Raw genomic sequence first — 19,580 nt, forward strand, 5'->3', positions numbered from 1 at the left:
CAGGCACGCTTAGGAAGACCCTCTTGGAATCCAATGGCCCAATTGCGTTATATTTGTTAGGTATGAACGAGTACTTAGATCCATCTCCCGAGAATTTCTCACAAGAAGAGCTTGATATAGAAAGAGCCCTTAGGCCCATTTCATTCGATGATTTTACCGGCCAAGAGCAAGTGCTCGAGAACCTAAAGGTGTTTGTGCAGGCGGCCAATCTTCGTGGTGAGGCCTTGGACCATACCCTTTTTCATGGTCCTCCCGGTCTCGGAAAGACCACACTCGCGCACATTCTGGCCAATGAGTTGGGGGTGGGCATAAAGGTTACTTCAGGGCCGGTGTTGGACAAACCAGGCGATTTGGCAGGTCTGTTGACCAACCTAGAAGAACGCGATGTGTTGTTTATTGATGAGATTCATCGTTTGAGTCCGATTGTGGAGGAGTACCTGTACTCTGCCATGGAAGATTACAAAATCGATATTATGATAGAGACCGGGCCAAACGCGCGTTCGGTACAGATAAATTTGGCACCATTTACATTGGTAGGGGCCACCACCCGTTCGGGACTGTTGACCGCCCCCATGCGCGCACGTTTTGGCATCACCAGTCGATTGGAATATTACGACACTGAATTGCTTTCGACCATCGTACAACGAAGTGCCGATATTCTAAAAGTGCCCATTACCAATGAAGCGGCCATAGAGATTGCGGGCCGGAGCCGCGGTACCCCGAGAATCTGCAATGCCTTATTGCGAAGGGTACGTGATTTTGCCCAAATCAAGGGCAATGGAAACATCGACCTTGAGATTTCGAGGTTCGGACTCAAAGCATTGAATGTAGATACCTACGGCCTGGATGAAATGGACAACAAGATACTCTCTACCATAATAGATAAATTCAAGGGCGGCCCGGTGGGCATTACCACATTGGCGACCGCCGTTTCAGAAAGTGCAGAGACCATTGAAGAGGTCTACGAGCCTTTTTTGATTCAACAAGGTTTTATTATGCGCACCCCAAGAGGGCGTGAGGTTACTGAATTGGCTTATAAGCATCTGGGAAGGATTAAAGGTGGAAGTCAACCGGGGCTGTTTTGAATTCCAAAAGAGAAAATACCGATTGAATCAAAAACCGAAGCCAAGAACACTGTTTTTGAGTTTTTAACCTCTGGATTCTGAACTATTTTTGCTATTAAATGAACCATTTTTTTTATTTTCAGTAGCAAAAGTTCCTTTTCTTTAAAATGATTGGAAATTGATGAACCATTAGTGGTATGCCCATTTATATGGACCGACATATCGTACCTGGCATAGAGGCCAAACACGCCGCCCAGGCACATCGAGAAGATTTAAAGATTCAAGATGAATATGGCTGCCGTTGTATGACCTATTGGGTAGATGAGGAAAGAGGTAGCGCCTTCTGCTTGATTGATGCCCCTGACATTGAGGCCGTGAAACAGATGCACGATAAGGCACATGGCTTGATTCCACATGACATTGTACAGGTAAACAGCACTGTAGTTGAGGCCTTTTTGGGCCGTATTGAGGATCCAGTGGGCTATTACGATTCAGATAACCCCGATCTTAAATTTTTCAATGATCCTGCCTTTCGAATAATCTTGGTGGCACAGACAAAAGATTCGACATTATTAAGGAATGCATTGGGGAAGAAGAAGGCAAAAAGGTTATTGGCGCTATACCATGAAATCATTCGCGATGAAGTAAATGTGAACCAAGGTCGGGAAGTTGAGTTGAAAGGGGAACGATTTATCGCTTCTTTTGTATCGGTCACACAGGCAGTTGCCTGTACGGCAGGAGTACAAAAGAGGCTTCATGTTGCAGGCGAGTTGATAAACTTAAGAATGGCCATAAATGCCGGTATGCCTGTTAGCAAAGACAAAAGTATTTTTGGCGATGTCATTAGGATGGCACAATATCTGTGTCGAACAGGCGCGCCCAATCAGACGGTATTGGCTTCCATTATTAGGGAGCTCTATAAAGATGACGGGCAGCACAATATCAGCGACAAGGCTACCTTTAAATCCTTTTCGCCCATAAATGAGAATGTGCTGCAACTGGTACTTGATGTTTTAAGGGACAACCATGCGAATCAACAGTTTGGCATGCAGGATTTCTGCAAAAAAACAGGTATGAGTAAATCAAAACTCTATCGAAAATGCACCGAGCTTACGGGCATGTCACCCAACGAATTGCTGCGTGAACATCGTTTATTGAGATCGCTTGAACTGCTAAAGACTGATCGCAACATAACACAGACCGCCTTTGACTGCGGTTTTGGTAGCCCGTCATACTTCACCAAATGCTTTCAAGAACGCTTTGGCTTACAGCCTTTGGCCTATCAAAAAGAATTGGCATAAGCTGATTTATTTCTTCTATTATTTGGGCTATGGGTGATATCCTTTCATTTTATGGTAGAATAGCTTTGTAGCTATAAACCTTAAAAGTATAGTCATGAAAACCAGCAATGTTTTTACAGTATTGTTGACGGTCATAATGACCTCAGCAATTTATTCACAAGACCGGACAGAAGTCAGAAACGAAATAAACAAAGGCATCATCAAAAAAAAAGTTGCCATGAAAACGTATTTGATCGAACGTGAGATTCCCGAAGCGGGGAAAATGACCGCAGAGCAACTGAAAGGCATCTCACAAAAATCGTTCTCCGTTTTAAAGGAAATGGGAAGCGACATCGAGTGGTTGCACAGCTATGTGGCAGATGATAAAGTATATTGCCTGTACAGAGCCGAAAACGAAGAACTGATCAGAGAACATGCTGAAAAGGGTGGTTTTCCGGTGAATTCGATACAAGTGGTATCTACCAAGATTGGGCCAGGCACAGCTAAGAATTGACTAAAAATCAGAAAAATGAAAACACCAGTAATTTGCTTATCGTTTATGGCGGGGATGCTTTTATTGGCCTGCAGCAAAGATGATGCAGGGGGCCAAGACAACCCTTTGACTGACCCTGAAAACCAAGCCCCGGTCATTACCTCCATAGCTCCCGAGCAGGGAAAATTTGGCACCGAGGTAACCATTACAGGTAAAAACTTGGGCGATACACCAAATGCCAATACGGTCACCTTTAACGGAGTGGCGGCAATAGTATCCTCGGCCAGTGAAACCCAATTGGTGGTAGAGGTACCCCAAGGCGCGGGAAGCGGTCCAGTAGTGGTTGCCGTAGCGGGTAAAACGGCAAACGGCCCAGAGTTTACGTACCTACCCGATAATGCCCGTTTTGTAAATGGCACTTCTGGTACGGATACTGACAACGATTGTAATAGCTTTCAGATTCCATGTGCAACGATTGGTTATGGCATTGAACAGGCAGACGAGAATGATCAAATTCTAATAGCAGCTGGCTTTTACACCGAGAGCCTGGTGCTGAACAAATCACTCATTCTTCAAGGGATGGGTGAAAACGAAACGTTTATCCAGGCGCATACCGAACCCGATATGGCAGAAGAGCGTGTTATATATATCATGCCAGGAAATGAAATTACCATAAGAGACCTTGGGATACGAAATGGAAAAAGAAACACAGGCTTGTCAATATCATCCGATTCTGGTGGCGGTATATATAATGAGGGTTCAAAACTAAAGCTGATCAATATTACCGTGAACAATAATGTAGCATGGCGGGGCGGTGGTCTATATTCAAGTTCGAGCGGAGTGATGGAGCTTACCGATGTTGTTTTTAGCAATAATAGGGCTACAACACAGGATGCTTTTGGTATTGGAGGTGCCATTTTTAATCATGGAGCAGCTGTTTTTACAAATGTTTACATTGAGGCTAACAGGGCGGACTATGTAGCGGGAGGATTGTTTAACCTTGGTCCAGCAACACTTACCAATGTCATTTTTGACGGCAATACAACTTACTTCCGTGGTGGTGGTATGTATAACATTGACAGCCCGCCGGTTTTGACCAATGTAGTTTTTGTTGGAAATCGATCGGAAAGCACGACATCATTTTCTGGCGGAGGCGGAATGTACAGTGGAGGAAATGAATCCTTACCCGTTTTGACCAATGTTGTTTTTGAAGAAAATGCCGTGGGTGGCGGAGGCGGTGGTTTGCGAATTTTTTCGGGGAACGCGAGGATAAAAAATGTTGAATTTATAGGCAATTCAGCTGGCTTTGGCGGAGGGGGAATGCTTGTTGGATCGAGTTCGCCGATATTGACAAATGTTTTATTTTATGACAATAACAGTGGGTTGGGTGGTGCTATGCACAACTCTGGTCAAAGCACCCCTACATTAGTTAATGTGAGCTTAGGCGGAAATAGCGCCTCCATTCTTGGTGGCGGCATGTACAATGGAAGCGGTAGTGCCCCCACTATCTTTAACAGCATCTTTTGGGGGAACACCTCAAACAGTGATGACGGCAATGAAATCGCAAACAGCGATACCAGTTCAGCCCGTCTTTTTTATTGCCTCTTTAGTAAGGGTGCTGGAGACATTAGAACGGGATTGGGATTTTCCAGCACTAAGTCTCTATTTGTAGATCCCCGTTTTGTGGATATCGAGGAGGGAAATCTTCGAATTCAAGCTAGTTCAGTTGCCATTAATGCTGGAAATCCCAATACAGGTTTTGACTTCTTCGCTACTGATGAGAGCGGGACACCCATTGATTTGGATGGCAATAGCCGGGTTGTTGATGGTAGAATTGATATTGGGGCCTATGAACACCAAAATGATTAAAAGCAGAGGGCAACTAATTTGAACAAAGGTTTTTACCGAATTCATACTTTTGTGATAGCGTTTCCCTATCTTAAGTAAAACTGCTCCGCATATTTATGGACAAAGTTCAAAAACATACAACTTTGATAAAAACCGAAGCCAAGCGCCTCGGTTTTTTGTCATGCGGCATTTCAAAGGCTGGGTTTTTGGAGCAGGAAGCCCCTCGATTAGAAAAGTGGTTGGATGACAGTATGCACGGAGAGATGCAGTATATGGAAAACCATTTCGACAAACGCCTCGACCCCACAAAGTTGGTGCCCGGGGCCAAATCGGTGATTTCGTTTTTGCTTAATTACTTCCCGAAAGAAACACAAAAAGAAAACACCTTTAAGGTGTCAAAATACGCTTACGGCACCGATTATCACTTTGTAATCAAGCACAAACTAAAAAGCCTGTTGAATTTCATTCGAGAAGAAATCGGCGAGGTGCACGGTCGGGCCTTTGTAGATTCCGCTCCGGTGCTCGACAAGGCCTGGGCCACCAAAAGCGGTCTGGGCTGGATGGGCAAGCACAGCAACCTGTTGACCAAAGAAGTCGGTTCTTTTTATTTTATTGCCGAACTCATCGTTGATTTGGAATTGGAGTACGACTCAGCGGTCACCGACCATTGCGGCACCTGTACGGCCTGTATCGATGCCTGCCCCACCGAGGCTATTGTTGAACCCTATGTGGTCGACGGCAGCAAGTGTATTTCCTACCTGACCATTGAACTGAAAAACGAGATTCCAAGCGAGTTTCAAGGAAAGATGGAAGATTGGATCTTCGGCTGCGATGTCTGCCAAGACGTCTGCCCATGGAACCGATTTTCAAAACCCCACCGCGAGCCCTTGTTCGACCCCCATCCCGAACTGCTCTCCATGACCAAGAATGACTGGGAAGAGATTACCGAGGACGTTTTCAAACGAATCTTCAAAAAATCAGCGGTAAAGCGAACTAAATTTGCTGGCTTGAAAAGAAATATCGACTTTCTTGGCAAGTAATCTTCTCAAACGATTTCGTAGAGGCTTTTGGAGGTTTTTGGGTAAAATCTTTCGCATTCAATGATGAAATATGCTATCTTGAGGCAAGCTGACAAACTAACTCGAACATGGTAAAAATCACAAAGCCCAGATTGAGCTTTTGGCAAATCTGGAACATGAATGTTGGGTTCTTCGGAATTCAATTTAGTTTTGGTCTACAGCAGACAGCGGTTAGCCCCATCTTTTCATTTTTAGGCGCCCATCACGATGAACTGCCGCTGCTCAATTTGGCAGGACCCGTTACGGGCCTGTTGATTCAACCGATAATCGGAGCCATTTCTGATAAGACCTGGTCGCCCAAATGGGGAGGCAGAAGAAAACCCTTCTTTTTGATCGGTGCCATTTTGGCCAGTCTGTGTCTTTTTGCCTTTCCTTTTAGTCCTGAACTTTGGTTTGCCGTTGGGCTACTATGGATTTTGGATGCGGGCAATAATACCGCCATGGAACCTTATCGGGCCTTTGTGGGCGATAAACTACCCGATGAACAATTGACCTTTGGCTACCAAATGCAGAGTCTATTTGTGGGTGCGGGCATTACCCTTGCCAACCTATCATTGTTCATGTTTCAGCATTGGTTCAGTGCGCCCACAGAAGAGGGCGGTCTTTTTGGTTCGGCCACTGAAAGTGCAAACGCAATCCCTACATGGGTATATTATTCGTTCTTTTTGGGAGCCTTGGCATCGATAGGGACCGTTATGTGGTCGGTCTGGAAAACACCTGAAATTCCACCATCACCAGAAGAACTGGCAGAGATTAAAAAACATAATGAGGGTACCCCCTCTCCCATAATTCAGATACTTAGTGTATTGTTGGTGATTTTTTCCGCACCTCTCTTATTGGGGTATCTGACCGCCGAGTTGTTTCCATCGCTCTGGAACAATATCAATCTTTGGGTAATTGTGGTATTGGTATATGCCTTCTTTTGGCTGTTTATACTGTACCGGGTTATAAAGAAGAACAAAAGTAATCGTACCATATCAAGGCTGGGCGATACCTTGGACCCGCTCATGGAGGCAGCGGAAGCCATCGGGGCAATGCCCGGATTTTTATGGAAGTTGGCAGCGGTATACCTGTTTCAGTGGTATGCCCTCTTCGTGTATTGGCAGTTTATGCCCCCAATGTTGCGAAAAAGTTTGTTTGGCATCACCAATGAAGACAATGAACGGTTTGAGTCGATTATGACATCTTTTAGGGAAGGAGCCGAGATCAGCTCACAAGACATGGCATTTGCCGAAAATGTACAGTCTTTGGCAGAACAGGCCCTTGGGCATGCAGGTTTGATGAATGGCACCTATAATTTTGTGACCATGATCGTGGCGCTGGCATTGGTGCCTATGGCGGCCAAGATTGGTTCAAAGCTTGTGTACGTGGTCTGCCTTTTTTTAACGGGGATCGCCATGTTGAGCATGCCCTATATTACCGATAAATGGATGTTGTTGGCGCCCATGGTTCTCTTCGGTATTGGTTGGGCAGCCATGATGGGTATTCCGTATGCGATGGTCTCAAAAGTAATTCCAGAAGAGCGTAGGGGAGTTTATATGGGTCTCGTCAATATGATGATCGTGATACCCATGTTGATACAAACGGTCAGTTTTGGTCCCCTTATCAAAAATGTTTTGGATAACGATGCGATCAACGCCATTATTTTTGGGGGAGTTTTCTTTATTATCGCCGGGTTACTGGCCATGCGACTGAATTTACCAAAAGACAAAAAGGATACAGAACTCCATATAGAAGTTCCGGCAGAATAGGAGAAGTTCAGGTACCACACCGGCGACTTGAAGCAGGATCGGCGTAGCTGTTTTAAAAGTATTTTTGTTACCCTTAACTTTACCCCAAATTCTCTTGTCATATGAACAAAGAAAAACAACGGAGAGAGGCCCTGGTATACCATGCCAAGCCCCAGCCCGGTAAGATCAAGGTAGTACCCACCAAGCCCTATGCCACGCAGCGAGACCTGGCACTGGCATACTCGCCAGGGGTGGCGCAGCCCTGTTTGGAAATTGAGAAGAACAAAGATGAGGTATACCGGTATACCGCCAAGGGCAACGTAGTGGCGGTGATATCCAATGGTACGGCAGTCTTGGGCTTGGGCAATATAGGGCCCGAAGCCTCAAAACCGGTAATGGAGGGCAAAAGCCTGCTGTTCAAGATTTTTGCTGATATCGACGGTATTGATATCGAATTGGACACGGAGGACGTAGATAAGTTTGTTGAAACGGTCAAGACCATTGCGCCTACCTTCGGTGGTATCAATTTAGAGGATATAAAAGCTCCCGAAGCCTTTGAGATAGAACGTCGTTTAAAGGAAGAACTGGATATTCCAGTAATGCACGACGATCAGCACGGTACGGCAATAATTTCTGCTGCAGCCTTGTTGAACGCTCTTGAACTGGCAGAAAAGAAAATCGAGGAGGTCACCATTGTCATCAGTGGGGCCGGTGCAGCCGCCGTTTCATGTTCGCGATTGTACAAGGCCTTTGGCGCCAAAGGCGAGAACATGGTCATGCTCGATAGCAAAGGGGTCATTCGAAAAGACCGTGAAAATCTTTCCAAAGAAAAACTGGAATTTGCCACCGATCGAAAGATAGACACCTTGGAAGAGGCCATGAAAGGGGCCGATGTGTTCATCGGTCTTTCCATAGCCGATATCGTTACCCCAGAAATGTTGAAGTCTATGGCGAAGAACCCCATAGTCTTTGCCATGGCCAATCCAAACCCCGAGATTGAGTATGAACTGGCCTGCAAGACCCGAGACGACATTATCATGGCCACGGGAAGGTCTGACCATCCGAACCAGGTGAACAACGTGCTCGGTTTCCCCTTCATTTTTAGGGGCGCTTTAGATGTTCGGGCAACAAAGATCAATGAAGCAATGAAAATGGCCGCGGTGCGCGCACTGGCCGACTTGGCCAAAGAACCGGTACCCGAACAAGTGAACATCACTTACGATACCACTCGCCTGACCTTTGGTAAAGAATACATTATTCCGAAACCCTTTGATCCCCGGCTCATCACTAAAATACCGCCCGCCGTGGCAAAGGCAGCCATAGAAAGTGGCGTGGCCCGGATTCCCATTAGGGATTGGAAAAAATATGAGGAAGAACTGTACCTACGATCGGGCAACGACAACAAGATCGTGCGATCATTGCACAATCGCGCTAAGGTAGATCCAAAACATATCGTATTTGCCGAGGCCGACGTGCTCGATGTCTTAAAGGCTGCCCAAATTGTTTATGACGAAGGTATTGCCAAACCCATTCTTTTGGGCAATAAAGAGATTATCAAAGAACTCAAAGAAGAGCTTGATTTTGATGCCGAGGTGCCCATTATAGACCCTAGGGCCGAGGAAACCAGGGAACTAAGAAAAAAATATGCCTACAAGTTGTGGCAGTCGCGCAGACGCAAGGGAGAAACCGAATATAGTGCAGGGGTCAATATGGGCAAGCGCAACTATTTTGGCTCCATGATGCTGCTTGAAGGGGATGCCGATGGGTTGATTTCGGGTTATTCAAGGGCATACCCCAAGGTGCTCAGACCTGTTTTTGAGGTGTTGGGGAAAGCCTCGGGGGTTACCAAGGCTTCGACCGTGAACATTATGATAACCAAACGGGGCCCTTTGTTCTTGGCCGATACTTCGGTCAATGTGGACCCGACGGCCGAAGAACTTGCAGAAATTGCGCAGATGACGGCCAACTTGGCCAAAACATTCGGTTTTGAACCCGTAGTGGCGCTCTTGTCATATGCGAATTTTGGATCCTCGAGCCACCCCCATGCCAAAAAAGTAAGGGATGCCGTAAAAATACTGCATGAAAAAAATCCTGATTTGGTAGTAGATGGTGAGATACAGACAGATTTTGCCCTAAACCAAGAACTGTGTCAGAACAATTTTCCTTTTTCAAAACTGGCCGGAAGAAAAGCGAACACGCTGATATTCCCTAATTTGGAATCGGCCAACATCACCTATAAACTGTTGAAAGGCCTACACGATGCAGAATCCATCGGGCCCATTATGCTGGGTCTCAGAAAGGCCGCCCATATTCTTCAATTGGGTGCCAGCGTTGAAGAAATGGTGAATATGGCCGCTGTTGCGGTCATCGATGCCCAAGAGCGTGAAAAGCGAAAAAAGGCCAGAATGAAAAAAGGATGATTGTCGTGATTAATATTTTTTCATTTAATAAGTAATAGGTGATTGTAAATCAGTAGTTTTTCATCTGCGACAGGCAGTCTAGACTTTACGGTTTTAACTAAATCTTTGTAGAAAATACACTGTCTAATATGCTTATCAACCCATAAACGCCTAAACTTTTAAACACCAAACACTAATCCAACAAGCATGATCACCCATCTTAGAGGAAAACTAGTAGAAAAGAACCCGACCTATGTCATCATCGAATGCAATGGGGTCGGTTATTTCTTGAACATTTCGCTCAACACCTTCTCCTGCATAAAAGATGAAGAAAATATCAAGTTATATACACATCTTCAAATAAAAGAAGATGCCCATACACTCTTCGGTTTTGCCACTCGTACCGAGCGCGAGATCTTTCGGTTGTTGATCTCTGTATCTGGTATAGGGTCCAGCATCGCCAGAACCATGCTCTCATCCTTGAATCCCGAACAGATCAGGGACGCCATAGCCAATGAAGATGTGGCCACTATACAGGCCATTAAGGGTATCGGCGCAAAGACCGCACAGCGCGTAATCGTAGACTTAAAAGACAAGATTTTGAAAGTCTACGACATAGGAGAAGTTTCCCCTTCCTCAAACAATACAACCAAAGAAGAAGCGTTATCTGCATTAGAGGTTCTTGGTTTCGCCAGAAGGCAATCAGAAAAGATTATCGATAAGGTCTTGGCACAAGATTCCTCGCTTAGCGTTGAGAACATTATTAAACAGGCGCTGAAAAATTTATAATCAGTTTGAAAAGAGGGGCAAAACGATTTCTTGGTTTATCGTTGGTTAGACATTTTTTCTTTTTTGCAATAGTATTTGGGGCGGTGCTTTCGGCAAACGCCCAAGATACGGGCGAACAGACTGTTGATTCTGTAAAAACAGGTGTTTCCCTCGGAAAAATTCTACTCGAAAATCCAGACAGCATTGTGGCCAAATACACGTATGATCCCGGTCTGGACCGTTATGTCTATACCGAGAGCATAGGTGACTTCAATATCAGCCATCCGATTATCCTCACCCCTGAACAATATTACGAACTGGTGCGCAAAGAGCGCATGAAGTCGTATTTTAAGGATAAGATAGATGCCTTTACGGGTAAAAAGGAAGGAAGTGAGGAAGCCCGAAAGAACCTGCTGCCCAACTTTTACGTCAACAGTAACTTTTTCGAATCTGTTTTTGGGGGCAACACCATTGAGGTAATACCCCAAGGTTCGGTGGCGATGGACCTGGGCATTCTATGGCAAAAGAACGATAATCCGGCCCTTTCCCCCAGAAACCGGACCAACCTCTCTTTTGACTTTGACCAACGTATCAGTCTTAGCCTTTTGGGCAAGGTAGGCGAACGGCTTCAAGTTACCGCCAACTACGACACAGAGGCGACCTTTGATTTTCAAAATCTTGTCAAGTTGGATTATACGCCCACAGAAGACGATATTCTCAGAAAGATAGAGATCGGTAATGTGAACATGCCCCTCAACAGTTCATTGATTACCGGAGCACAAAGTCTTTTTGGGGTAAAAACGCAGTTGCAGTTCGGTAAAACGACTGTGACTGCTGTTTTTTCAGAACAACGTTCTCAGAACAACACCGTGGTGGCGCAAGGCGGTGGAACCTTGAACGAGTTTGCCCTGACCGCCTTGGACTATGATGAGGACAAACACTTTTTTCTAGCCCAGTATTTTCGAGATAACTACGACGATGCCCTAGCTAATTACCCTTTTATACAGAGCCAAGTGCAGATCACAAGGCTTGAAGTTTGGGTGACCAACCGAAACCAACAGACGTTGAACGTGCGAAATGTAGTGGCCATTCAAGATTTGGGGGAAGCGCGACTTGGTCGTAATGGCCGTGAAAAAACGAGAATTGCCGCCAATGCTCCTGCCGGGTTCTTTAATATTTCGGGTACCGATGTGTTGCCACAGAACGGTGCCAATGATTATGATCCAAGCCTTATCGGCAACGGTGGGGCTTTGACACCTGCCATACGCGACATTGCTACCGTTGAGGCGGGTTTTAATGTGCCCGGTTATCAGGTAAACCAAGGGTTTGACTATGCCATTCTGGAAAATGCAAGAAAATTGGAAGTAGTCCGCGACTACCAATTTGATTCGCAACTGGGGTATATTTCACTGAACCAACGCCTGAGCAACGACGAAGTCTTGGGGGTTGCCTTTCAATATACCTATCAAGGGCAAGTGTATCAAGTGGGTGAGTTTGCCAATGGGGGTATCGATGCCACCACGGTATCGGGAGGTGCCACCCCCATTATCGAGAACAATACCCTTGTGCTGAAATTGCTGAAGAGCAATATCACCAACGTCGAAGACCCTATCTGGGATTTGATGATGAAGAACATTTATTCCACAGGGGCCTTTCAATTAAGCCAAGAAGATTTTAAGTTCAATATTCTATACTCTGACCCCACACCTCGAAACTACATTACGCCGGTGGATCCCAATGCCAGCTGGCCCCAAGGCCTTGAAGACAGAATTCTTCTGAACGTGTTCAATCTTGACCGCCTGAACATTTACAACGATGTGCAGCCAGGGGGCGATGGTTTCTTTGATTATGTGCCAGGTATTACGGTAGACCCCCAGACCGGTCGCATCATCTTTACCAAAGTGGAACCTTTCGGGGAGTATCTCTTTGATCTTCTGGGAGGGGGTGATTACAGCACACCAAATAGTTATAATGTAAACCAAGAGAAGTACGTGTTCAGAAACATGTACGAGAAAACAAAGGCCGCTTCGTTGCAAGATGCGGAGAAAAACCGTTTTCAGCTCAAGGGACGCTATAAATCCGAGGGGGCCAATGGTATTCCCATCGGGGCTTTCAATGTACCGAGGGGCTCGGTCAGGGTCACAGCAGGGGGGCGTCAGCTACAAGAGGGCATCGACTACACGGTGAATTATCAAGCGGGTACCGTGCAGCTATTGGACCCGAGTTTACAGGCTTCCAATACACCGATTAATATCTCTGTTGAAAACAATGCGGTTTTCGGGCAGCAGACGCGCCGGTTTACCGGCATCAATGTAGAACATCAATTCAATGAGAATTTTGTGTTAGGGGGTACCTTGTTGAACCTGAACGAACGTCCCTTGACCCAAAAATCCAATTTTGGAGTGGAGCCGGTCAACAACACCATTTTTGGCCTCAACGGAAATTTCAGTACCGAAGTGCCCTTTTTGACACGCTTGGCCAACAAACTGCCCAATATAGATACCGATGTGCCTTCAAATGTATCGTTGAGGGGCGAGGTGGCCGTATTAAAACCCAATTCCCCAAAAAATGCTGATTTTCAAGGAGAAACAACTACATATCTCGATGATTTTGAGGGAGCACAGGCATTGATCGACATTCGTTCTTCGTTGGGGTGGACATTGGCCAGCCCACCGTTGGAGTTTTTCCCCGGGAACCAATTACCGGGCAGTTCGCCAGAAGACCCGAATAACTTGTTGAGCGGTTATGGCCGTGCCAAAATGGCCTGGTATACCATTGACCCAATTTTTTATACGAACCAACGGCCAGCAGGTGTTACAGATGCCGATATTTCGTTGAACGCCACACGAAGGGTGTTTATAGATGAGGTGTTTCCACAGGTTGATATTGCCCAAGGGCAGACTACCGTTCAGGGTACATTGGATCTCGCCTACTATCCGAATTTAAAGGGCCCTTATAATGCCAACCCAAATTTTGTCGCTGAGTCGCCCGAAGATAAATGGGCGGGTATTATGCGGTCGTTGAGCAGTACCAATTTTGAGCAATCGAACGTTGAGTTCGTACAATTTTGGGTATTGGATCCCTATGTGGATGGAGAGGCCACTTCACCCGGTGAATTGGTGATCAATCTTGGCAATATCTCTGAGGATGTACTCAAAGATGGCAAAAAGCAGTACGAGAACGGCCTGCCAGGGGTTGATAGCAATGATTTGGTTGCCCAGACCGCCTGGGGCGAGGTGCCGGCCACCCAGTCGTTGGTTTACGCCTTTGATGCAGATGAGACCAACCGAACGTTGCAAGACATCGGTTTTGACGGTTTGGATGATAGTCAAGAGGCGGCCATCTATAATGGGCCGGCCGAAGACCCTGCTCTAGACAACTACACTTACTATCTTAACCGAGAGGGGGGCATTTTGGAACGTTACCTCGATTTCAACAACCCCGATGGCAACTCGCCGGTGGCGGTTACCAATACCAACCGCGGTTCGACCACGCTGCCAGACGTGGAGGATATTGACCGAGACCTTACCATGAACACGGTCAACAGTTATTACGAATACCGCATACCGATAAAACCGAATACCACAATAGACGATAAATATGTGACCGATATTCGCGAAGGCTTGACACCAACTTTGCCCATCGGAAACCAGTTGAACAGGCGATGGATCCAATATAAGATTCCGTTGAGTGACTTCACCGATGCCATTGGCGGAATTACAGACTTTCGGTCAATCAGTTTTATGCGTATGTACCTGACGGGTTTTTCTGATGACGTAGTGCTTCGTTTCGCAACCTTGGACTTGGTACGGGGCGATTGGCGAACCTATACCAATTCACTACAGCCTGAGGTTGACGCCGACCCTTCCGATGATGGTACCATCACCGATGTAAATACCGTCAACATTGAAGAGAACAGCGGTAGAACGCCCATTCCATACGTACTGCCTCCAGGGGTGGTGCGCGAACAGTTGAACAATAACAACACCATTATTCGGCAAAACGAACAATCGTTATCGTTCGTGGTCGAAAATTTGGAACCACAAGATTCACGAGGAGTCTTTAAAAATGTGAACATTGATGTGCGCCAGTATGAGCGCATCAAAATGTTTATGCACGCTGAAAAGATTTTTGACACCGATTATTCGAATGATGATACACCCTTGGTAGGATTCCTTCGGATAGGTACAGATTTCTCAGAAAACTTTTATCAAATTGAGCTGCCCTTACAGTTTACTCCATTTGGTTCATCCTCACCTGATGTCATATGGCCCAGTGTCAATGAAATTGATATTGCCCTTGCCGATCTGAATAAGGTGAAATCGTTGGGTATAGCCAACCAAAGTCTCAACGAGGTCAATTTCTATGAAGTGGTGGATGGCGAAGTGGTTCCGGTCGATGAGTTTTCACCCAGAACCTTGGGCCGCCCCCGAATCGGTATCAGGGGTAACCCTTCGTTGGGAAGCATTCGTGCCATGATGGTAGGGGTAAAGAACAACGATAATGTGCCTGCACGCGGTGAGGTTTGGTTCAACGAATTGCGCTTGGCAGGTCTTGACAACAAAGGGGGCTGGGCAGCCATAATGGCCCTTGACGCCAACATGGCCGATTTTGCCAATGTGTCGGCCACCGCCAACCGTAGTACCTCTGGTTTCGGATCTATTGACCAAATGCCAAACGAGCGGGCACGTGAAGATGCCATATCATACGATGTGGTGACCAATGTGAACGTGGGGCAATTGTTCCCCAAAAAATGGGGACTGCAGATACCGTTTAACTATGGTATTTCAGAAACCTTGATCACCCCAGAGTTTGACCCTGTGTATGATGATTTGAAGTTGGATGACCGTATTGCCGCCGCCGACAATGCCCAAGACGCTGAAGCTATAAAAAAACAGGCCGAAGACTATACCAAGCGTACCAGTATCAACTTGATCGGGGTGCGAAAGAATCGGGGAGAGGAAGCTGAAGAGAATTTCTTTGACATTGAAAACTTTACCTTCAATTACTCATACAACGAAACGAACCACCGTGATTTTGAAATCGAAGAATTGCGTGATCAGAACGTGACCACGGGCTTTGTCTATAACCATAATTTTAAACCGGTCGAAGTCGCTCCCTTTGCAAAGAAAGATTCGTTGTTCATGAGCAAGTACTGGAAATGGCTGAAAGAGTTGAACTTTAATGTTTTGCCGACCAGTCTTTCGTTGAATGCCAATTATAACCGCTCGTTCAACCAACAGCGCTTTCGCGATGTTTTTGAGACGGGGGTAGATGCTCTTGACCTGCCGTTGCTGCAACAGCGCAACTATCTCTTCAATTGGCAATACGCATTGAACTATAGCCTTTCTAAATCATTACGGCTACAGTTGACGGGCTCTAACAACAATATTGTTCGAAACTATTTCAATACCCCGGGGGATCCAGATTCAGGCATCAACCAAAATTTAGATCTTTGGGACGGCTTTTTCGATATCGGTGAGCCCAATCGCCACTCACAGCAAATGCAGCTGAACTACGAGCTTCCGTTTGATAAAATACCGTTTCTCGATTTTATCAACGCACAGTATACCTATACCAGTAATTTTGATTGGCAGCGGGGGGGCGATGCGCTTAGGGAAGTAGCGGGTGAAGATATCAACACGGTACAGAATGCCAATACCCACAATTTGACGGCCAACCTCACCATGCAACGGTTCTATGATGCCATTGGCCTTAAAAAGCGCGATGGCAAGATTCCTATCAACCAACGTGTCCCTGTGCGAAGGGATAAGGCCGGCAATCCAGCAGGACAGGGTGAAGACCAAAAGCCTCAAAAGAAGACAAGCAAGGCTTTCAATACGTTGATTGACATTGTGACCATGGTAAAGCGAATCAACGTGAACTATGCCGAAAACAATGGCAAAGCGCTGCCGGGCTACACCCAATCGATAGGGTTTATAGGCACCACGCGCCCAACTTTGGGTTTTGTGTTCGGTAGCCAGGCCGATGTACGTTTTGAGGCGGCCAGAAAAGGTTGGTTGACAACATTTCCTGAGTTCAATACCCAATATATTGAAAATTCAAACAAGCAATTGGCCATTACGGCAACCGCACAACCCACCCAAGAGTTGACCATTGATCTAACGGCAGACCGTCAGATTTCAAATAGCCTACAAGAAAATTATGTGCCCGATCTTTGGGCCCAGAACCAGAACGGTTTGGTCAACAATTTTGGCAATTTCAGCATCTCGACCATGATGATAGGCACGGCGTTTAGAAACAGCGATGAGTTCGATTCAGAAACATTTGAGGAGTTCAAGGCCAATCGCATTACCATAGCCAATAGACTGGTTGCTGACCGGGGCGAAAACCCCGGCACGTTGGATGCTGACGGTTTTCCGCAGCGTTATGGCAAGACCCAACAAGAAGTATTGCTGCCCGCTTTCTTTGCGGCCTATACGGGGCAAGATGCAAACCGAGTCAACCTAGATGCTTTCCGCGACATTCCCATTCCGAACTGGAATATCAAATACACGGGTTTGATGAAAAACAAATGGTTCAAGAAAAAGTTTACCCGTTTTTCGTTGACACATGGGTACCGGGCGGCTTATAGCATCAATTCGTTCCAGACCAATCTTGAAAAACAAAATATTTCGATCGATCCTGAAACGGGCGATGTGCTGCCAGACAACATCATTAACAACGTAGTGTTGAACGATGCCTTTAACCCCTTGATGCGGGTCGATTTTGAAATGAAAAACTCATTCAGCTTTTTGGCCGAGGTACGAACCGATAGAACCCTGTCGCTGAGTTTTGACAACAATTTGCTGACCGAGATCAATGGTAAGGAATATACCCTTGGCCTAGGCTATCGCTTTAAAGATGTCAAGTTTGTGGCCAATATCGGAGGTGAAAAAACCCGTTTAAAGGGCGATTTGAACCTGAAGGCCGACCTATCGCTTCGCGATAACATCACCATCATTCGCAATTTAGACATTGACAATAACCAAATTACCGCTGGGCAAAATCTATGGTCGTTCAAGTTTACAGCCGATTATGCCCTGAGCAAGAGCCTGAACGCATTGTTTTTCTACGACCACTCGTTCTCACAGTTTGCCGTATCCACTGCTTTTCCACAGACAACCATCAATACCGGATTTACCCTTCGCTATAATTTCGGAAACTAATTTGTTCGCGGAAAGTTGTTGGTAACCAGTGGACTGATAAAGCATTTTAAAATCTTTGAAAAGCTTTGAATATTCCATTACATTTGTTGGCACTGTTAAAAGTTTGCGTATGAACCTACCAGAAGACTTAAAGTATACCAAAGACCACGAATGGGTGCGCATAGAAGGAGATGTCGCAACTGTGGGCATCACCGACTTTGCCCAAGGTGAATTGGGTGACATCGTGTATGTTGAGGTTGAAACCGTTGACGAGACTCTTGACCGTGAAGAAGTGTTTGGCACGGTCGAGGCCGTGAAGACCGTTTCAGATCTTTTCTTGCCATTGAGCGGTGAGATCATCGAATTCAATGAAGCCTTGGAAGATGAGCCTGAGAAAGTGAACGCAGATCCCTATGGCGATGGTTGGATGATCAAGCTTAAAATTTCTGATGCCTCTGAAGTTGATGATCTTTTGAGCGCCGATGAGTACAAAGAACTTATAGGTGCCTAAAAAGACCGTGCTGGTCATTTTGTTTTTGTTGTGGGTGCTGTGTGTTACCGCCCTTAGCTTACTATCATTGCCTGATCTTGATGCCGGTGGGGTCGAGGTGCCCTATTCTGACAAGATAGTCCATTTCATATTTTATTTTGGTTTTGTATGGTTGGGCGGCTTGGCACTTTATGCCCATGTAAGAAGCCCTTATCCTATCAAAAAAATGTTGTTTTGGGTGTTTTTGGCGGCTGTTTTTTATGGAACGGTTATTGAGGTATTACAATATGTGGCCACCGCTTACCGCTCGGCAGAATGGAGCGACTTCATGGCCAATACGTTTGGGGCATTGACGGCAGCATTGCTTTTGAACCGGTATCTTTCTGGTCGTCACCGCCTAAATTGAAAAATAAATTGCTTTGTTAAGCAAAAACAAATAAATTAGCGAATATTAAAATCTTAAAAGAAGATGGAACCAAAAAAGAATCCTCATGTAGATGTGAGTAAAAACAGTTCTTTGTATTTCGTCATCGGTTTGGCCGCCGTATTGGGCATTATCTATGCCTCGATGGAATGGAAGAAATATGACAAGGTCAATGAATATGATATTGCCCTGAATGTTGAAGATCAGTTGGATGAAGAAGTTCCGATGACCGAACAGATCAAAACCCCACCGCCACCACCGCCACCCGCGGCGCCTGAGGTGATCGAGGTTGTTGAAGATGAAGAGGAAGTTGAAGAAACCGTTATCGAATCTACCGAAACAAGTCAAGAAGAAGAGATTATCGAGGTGGAGGAAGTAGAGGTCGAAGAGGTTGAAGAAGACATTTCAGTACCTTTTGCTGTTATCGAAGATGTGCCGATTTTTCCCGGTTGTGAAGGAGCCAAGGACAAAAAAGCCTGTTTTCAGGAAATGATGCAAAAACACATTCGTAAAAATTTCCGTTACCCCGAGATTGCCCAAGAAATGGGTGTTCAAGGTAGGGTGAATGTGATTTTTGTAATTCAGCGAGATGGTAGCATCGGTGATATAAGAATGCGTGGGCCAGACAAGAACCTAGAGGCCGAGGCCCTTAGGATCATCAAAAAACTTCCGAAGATGACACCCGGCAAACAGAGGGGTCGTCCGGTAAAGGTTCCATTTAGTATTCCAATTACATTTAAACTGCAGTAAGATTATACTTGTTCATAAGAAAAATCCCTGATCATCGGTCAGGGATTTTTTTATGCCTGCTGCTTTTCTGGCTATCGCCCGGCTGGACTTTAAAAAGGCTTTTGGCT

At 45.8% G+C, this 19,580-nt stretch carries 12 protein-coding genes; all 12 read left to right on the forward strand.

The annotated features are described in order from the left end of the window. Positions 1–62: 62 nt before the first annotated feature. The 12 genes from ruvB (at position 63) to VC82_RS09640 (ending at position 19,473) form a co-directional block, all read left to right on the forward strand. Entirely contained in the window at positions 63–1,085 is a 1,023-nt protein-coding gene (ruvB, locus tag VC82_RS09580) for a Holliday junction branch migration DNA helicase RuvB (RefSeq protein ID WP_045802184.1), read from the forward strand. Between the two features lie 176 nt (positions 1,086–1,261). Beyond that, complete coding sequence (locus tag VC82_RS09590; protein WP_084598193.1) at positions 1,262–2,365, forward strand: nickel-binding protein; 1,104 nt, start codon at positions 1,262–1,264, stop codon at positions 2,363–2,365. Positions 2,366–2,459: 94 nt separating this feature from the next. Continuing rightward, a complete protein-coding gene (locus VC82_RS09595; RefSeq protein WP_245615875.1) occupies positions 2,460–2,858 on the forward strand; it encodes a DUF4242 domain-containing protein in 399 nt (132 codons plus the stop codon). A 15-nt stretch (positions 2,859–2,873) separates the two neighbouring features. Next, positions 2,874–4,706 (forward strand): IPT/TIG domain-containing protein, encoded by a 1,833-nt coding sequence (locus VC82_RS09600; RefSeq protein ID WP_084598194.1) that lies wholly within the window; start codon positions 2,874–2,876, stop codon positions 4,704–4,706. 95 nt (positions 4,707–4,801) lie between these two features. Further along, on the forward strand, positions 4,802–5,725 hold the full coding sequence (gene queG, locus VC82_RS09605) for a tRNA epoxyqueuosine(34) reductase QueG (protein ID WP_045802188.1): 924 nt from the start codon (positions 4,802–4,804) through the stop codon (positions 5,723–5,725). A 107-nt stretch (positions 5,726–5,832) separates the two neighbouring features. Continuing rightward, positions 5,833–7,515, forward strand: a complete 1,683-nt coding sequence (locus VC82_RS15825; RefSeq protein ID WP_045802189.1) for an MFS transporter — start codon at positions 5,833–5,835, stop codon at positions 7,513–7,515. A 101-nt stretch (positions 7,516–7,616) separates the two neighbouring features. Continuing rightward, entirely contained in the window at positions 7,617–9,914 is a 2,298-nt protein-coding gene (locus tag VC82_RS09615) for an NADP-dependent malic enzyme (RefSeq protein WP_045802190.1), read from the forward strand. 186 nt (positions 9,915–10,100) lie between these two features. Further along, positions 10,101–10,682: a Holliday junction branch migration protein RuvA gene (gene ruvA / locus VC82_RS09620; RefSeq protein ID WP_045802191.1), complete on the forward strand. Its 582-nt coding sequence runs from the start codon at positions 10,101–10,103 to the stop codon at positions 10,680–10,682. Positions 10,683–10,687: 5 nt separating this feature from the next. Then, positions 10,688–17,830 (forward strand): T9SS outer membrane translocon Sov/SprA, encoded by a 7,143-nt coding sequence (gene sov, locus VC82_RS09625; protein WP_084598195.1) that lies wholly within the window; start codon positions 10,688–10,690, stop codon positions 17,828–17,830. A gap of 109 nt (positions 17,831–17,939) precedes the next feature. Beyond that, positions 17,940–18,320: a glycine cleavage system protein GcvH gene (gene gcvH, locus VC82_RS09630; RefSeq protein ID WP_045802192.1), complete on the forward strand. Its 381-nt coding sequence runs from the start codon at positions 17,940–17,942 to the stop codon at positions 18,318–18,320. Further along, positions 18,313–18,705 carry a VanZ family protein gene (locus VC82_RS09635; RefSeq protein WP_052698984.1) on the forward strand — a complete coding sequence of 131 codons (393 nt, stop codon included), beginning with the start codon at positions 18,313–18,315 and terminating at the stop codon, positions 18,703–18,705. Before gcvH ends, VC82_RS09635 begins: the two co-directional genes overlap by 8 nt. Before the next feature lie 63 nt (positions 18,706–18,768). Next, positions 18,769–19,473, forward strand: a complete 705-nt coding sequence (locus VC82_RS09640) for an energy transducer TonB (protein WP_045802193.1) — start codon at positions 18,769–18,771, stop codon at positions 19,471–19,473. Positions 19,474–19,580: the final 107 nt, after the last annotated feature.

Origin of the sequence: Flagellimonas lutaonensis, from assembly GCF_000963865.1 — a bacterium.
Lineage (GTDB): Bacteria > Bacteroidota > Bacteroidia > Flavobacteriales > Flavobacteriaceae > Flagellimonas_A > Flagellimonas_A lutaonensis.

Excerpts from the sequence above, each read along its gene's own strand:
- queG (WP_045802188.1), top strand. The coding sequence starts at position 4,802 with ATGGACAAAGTTCAAAAACATACAACTTTGATAAAAACCGAAGCCAAG.
- VC82_RS09600 (WP_084598194.1), top strand. The coding sequence starts at position 2,874 with ATGAAAACACCAGTAATTTGCTTATCGTTTATGGCGGGGATGCTTTTA.
- ruvB (WP_045802184.1), top strand. The coding sequence starts at position 63 with ATGAACGAGTACTTAGATCCATCTCCCGAGAATTTCTCACAAGAAGAG.
- gcvH (WP_045802192.1), top strand. The coding sequence starts at position 17,940 with ATGAACCTACCAGAAGACTTAAAGTATACCAAAGACCACGAATGGGTG.
- ruvA (WP_045802191.1), top strand. The coding sequence starts at position 10,101 with ATGATCACCCATCTTAGAGGAAAACTAGTAGAAAAGAACCCGACCTAT.
- VC82_RS09595 (WP_245615875.1), top strand. The coding sequence starts at position 2,460 with ATGAAAACCAGCAATGTTTTTACAGTATTGTTGACGGTCATAATGACC.
- VC82_RS09590 (WP_084598193.1), top strand. The coding sequence starts at position 1,262 with ATGCCCATTTATATGGACCGACATATCGTACCTGGCATAGAGGCCAAA.
- VC82_RS09640 (WP_045802193.1), top strand. The coding sequence starts at position 18,769 with ATGGAACCAAAAAAGAATCCTCATGTAGATGTGAGTAAAAACAGTTCT.
- VC82_RS09615 (WP_045802190.1), top strand. The coding sequence starts at position 7,617 with ATGAACAAAGAAAAACAACGGAGAGAGGCCCTGGTATACCATGCCAAG.
- VC82_RS15825 (WP_045802189.1), top strand. The coding sequence starts at position 5,833 with ATGGTAAAAATCACAAAGCCCAGATTGAGCTTTTGGCAAATCTGGAAC.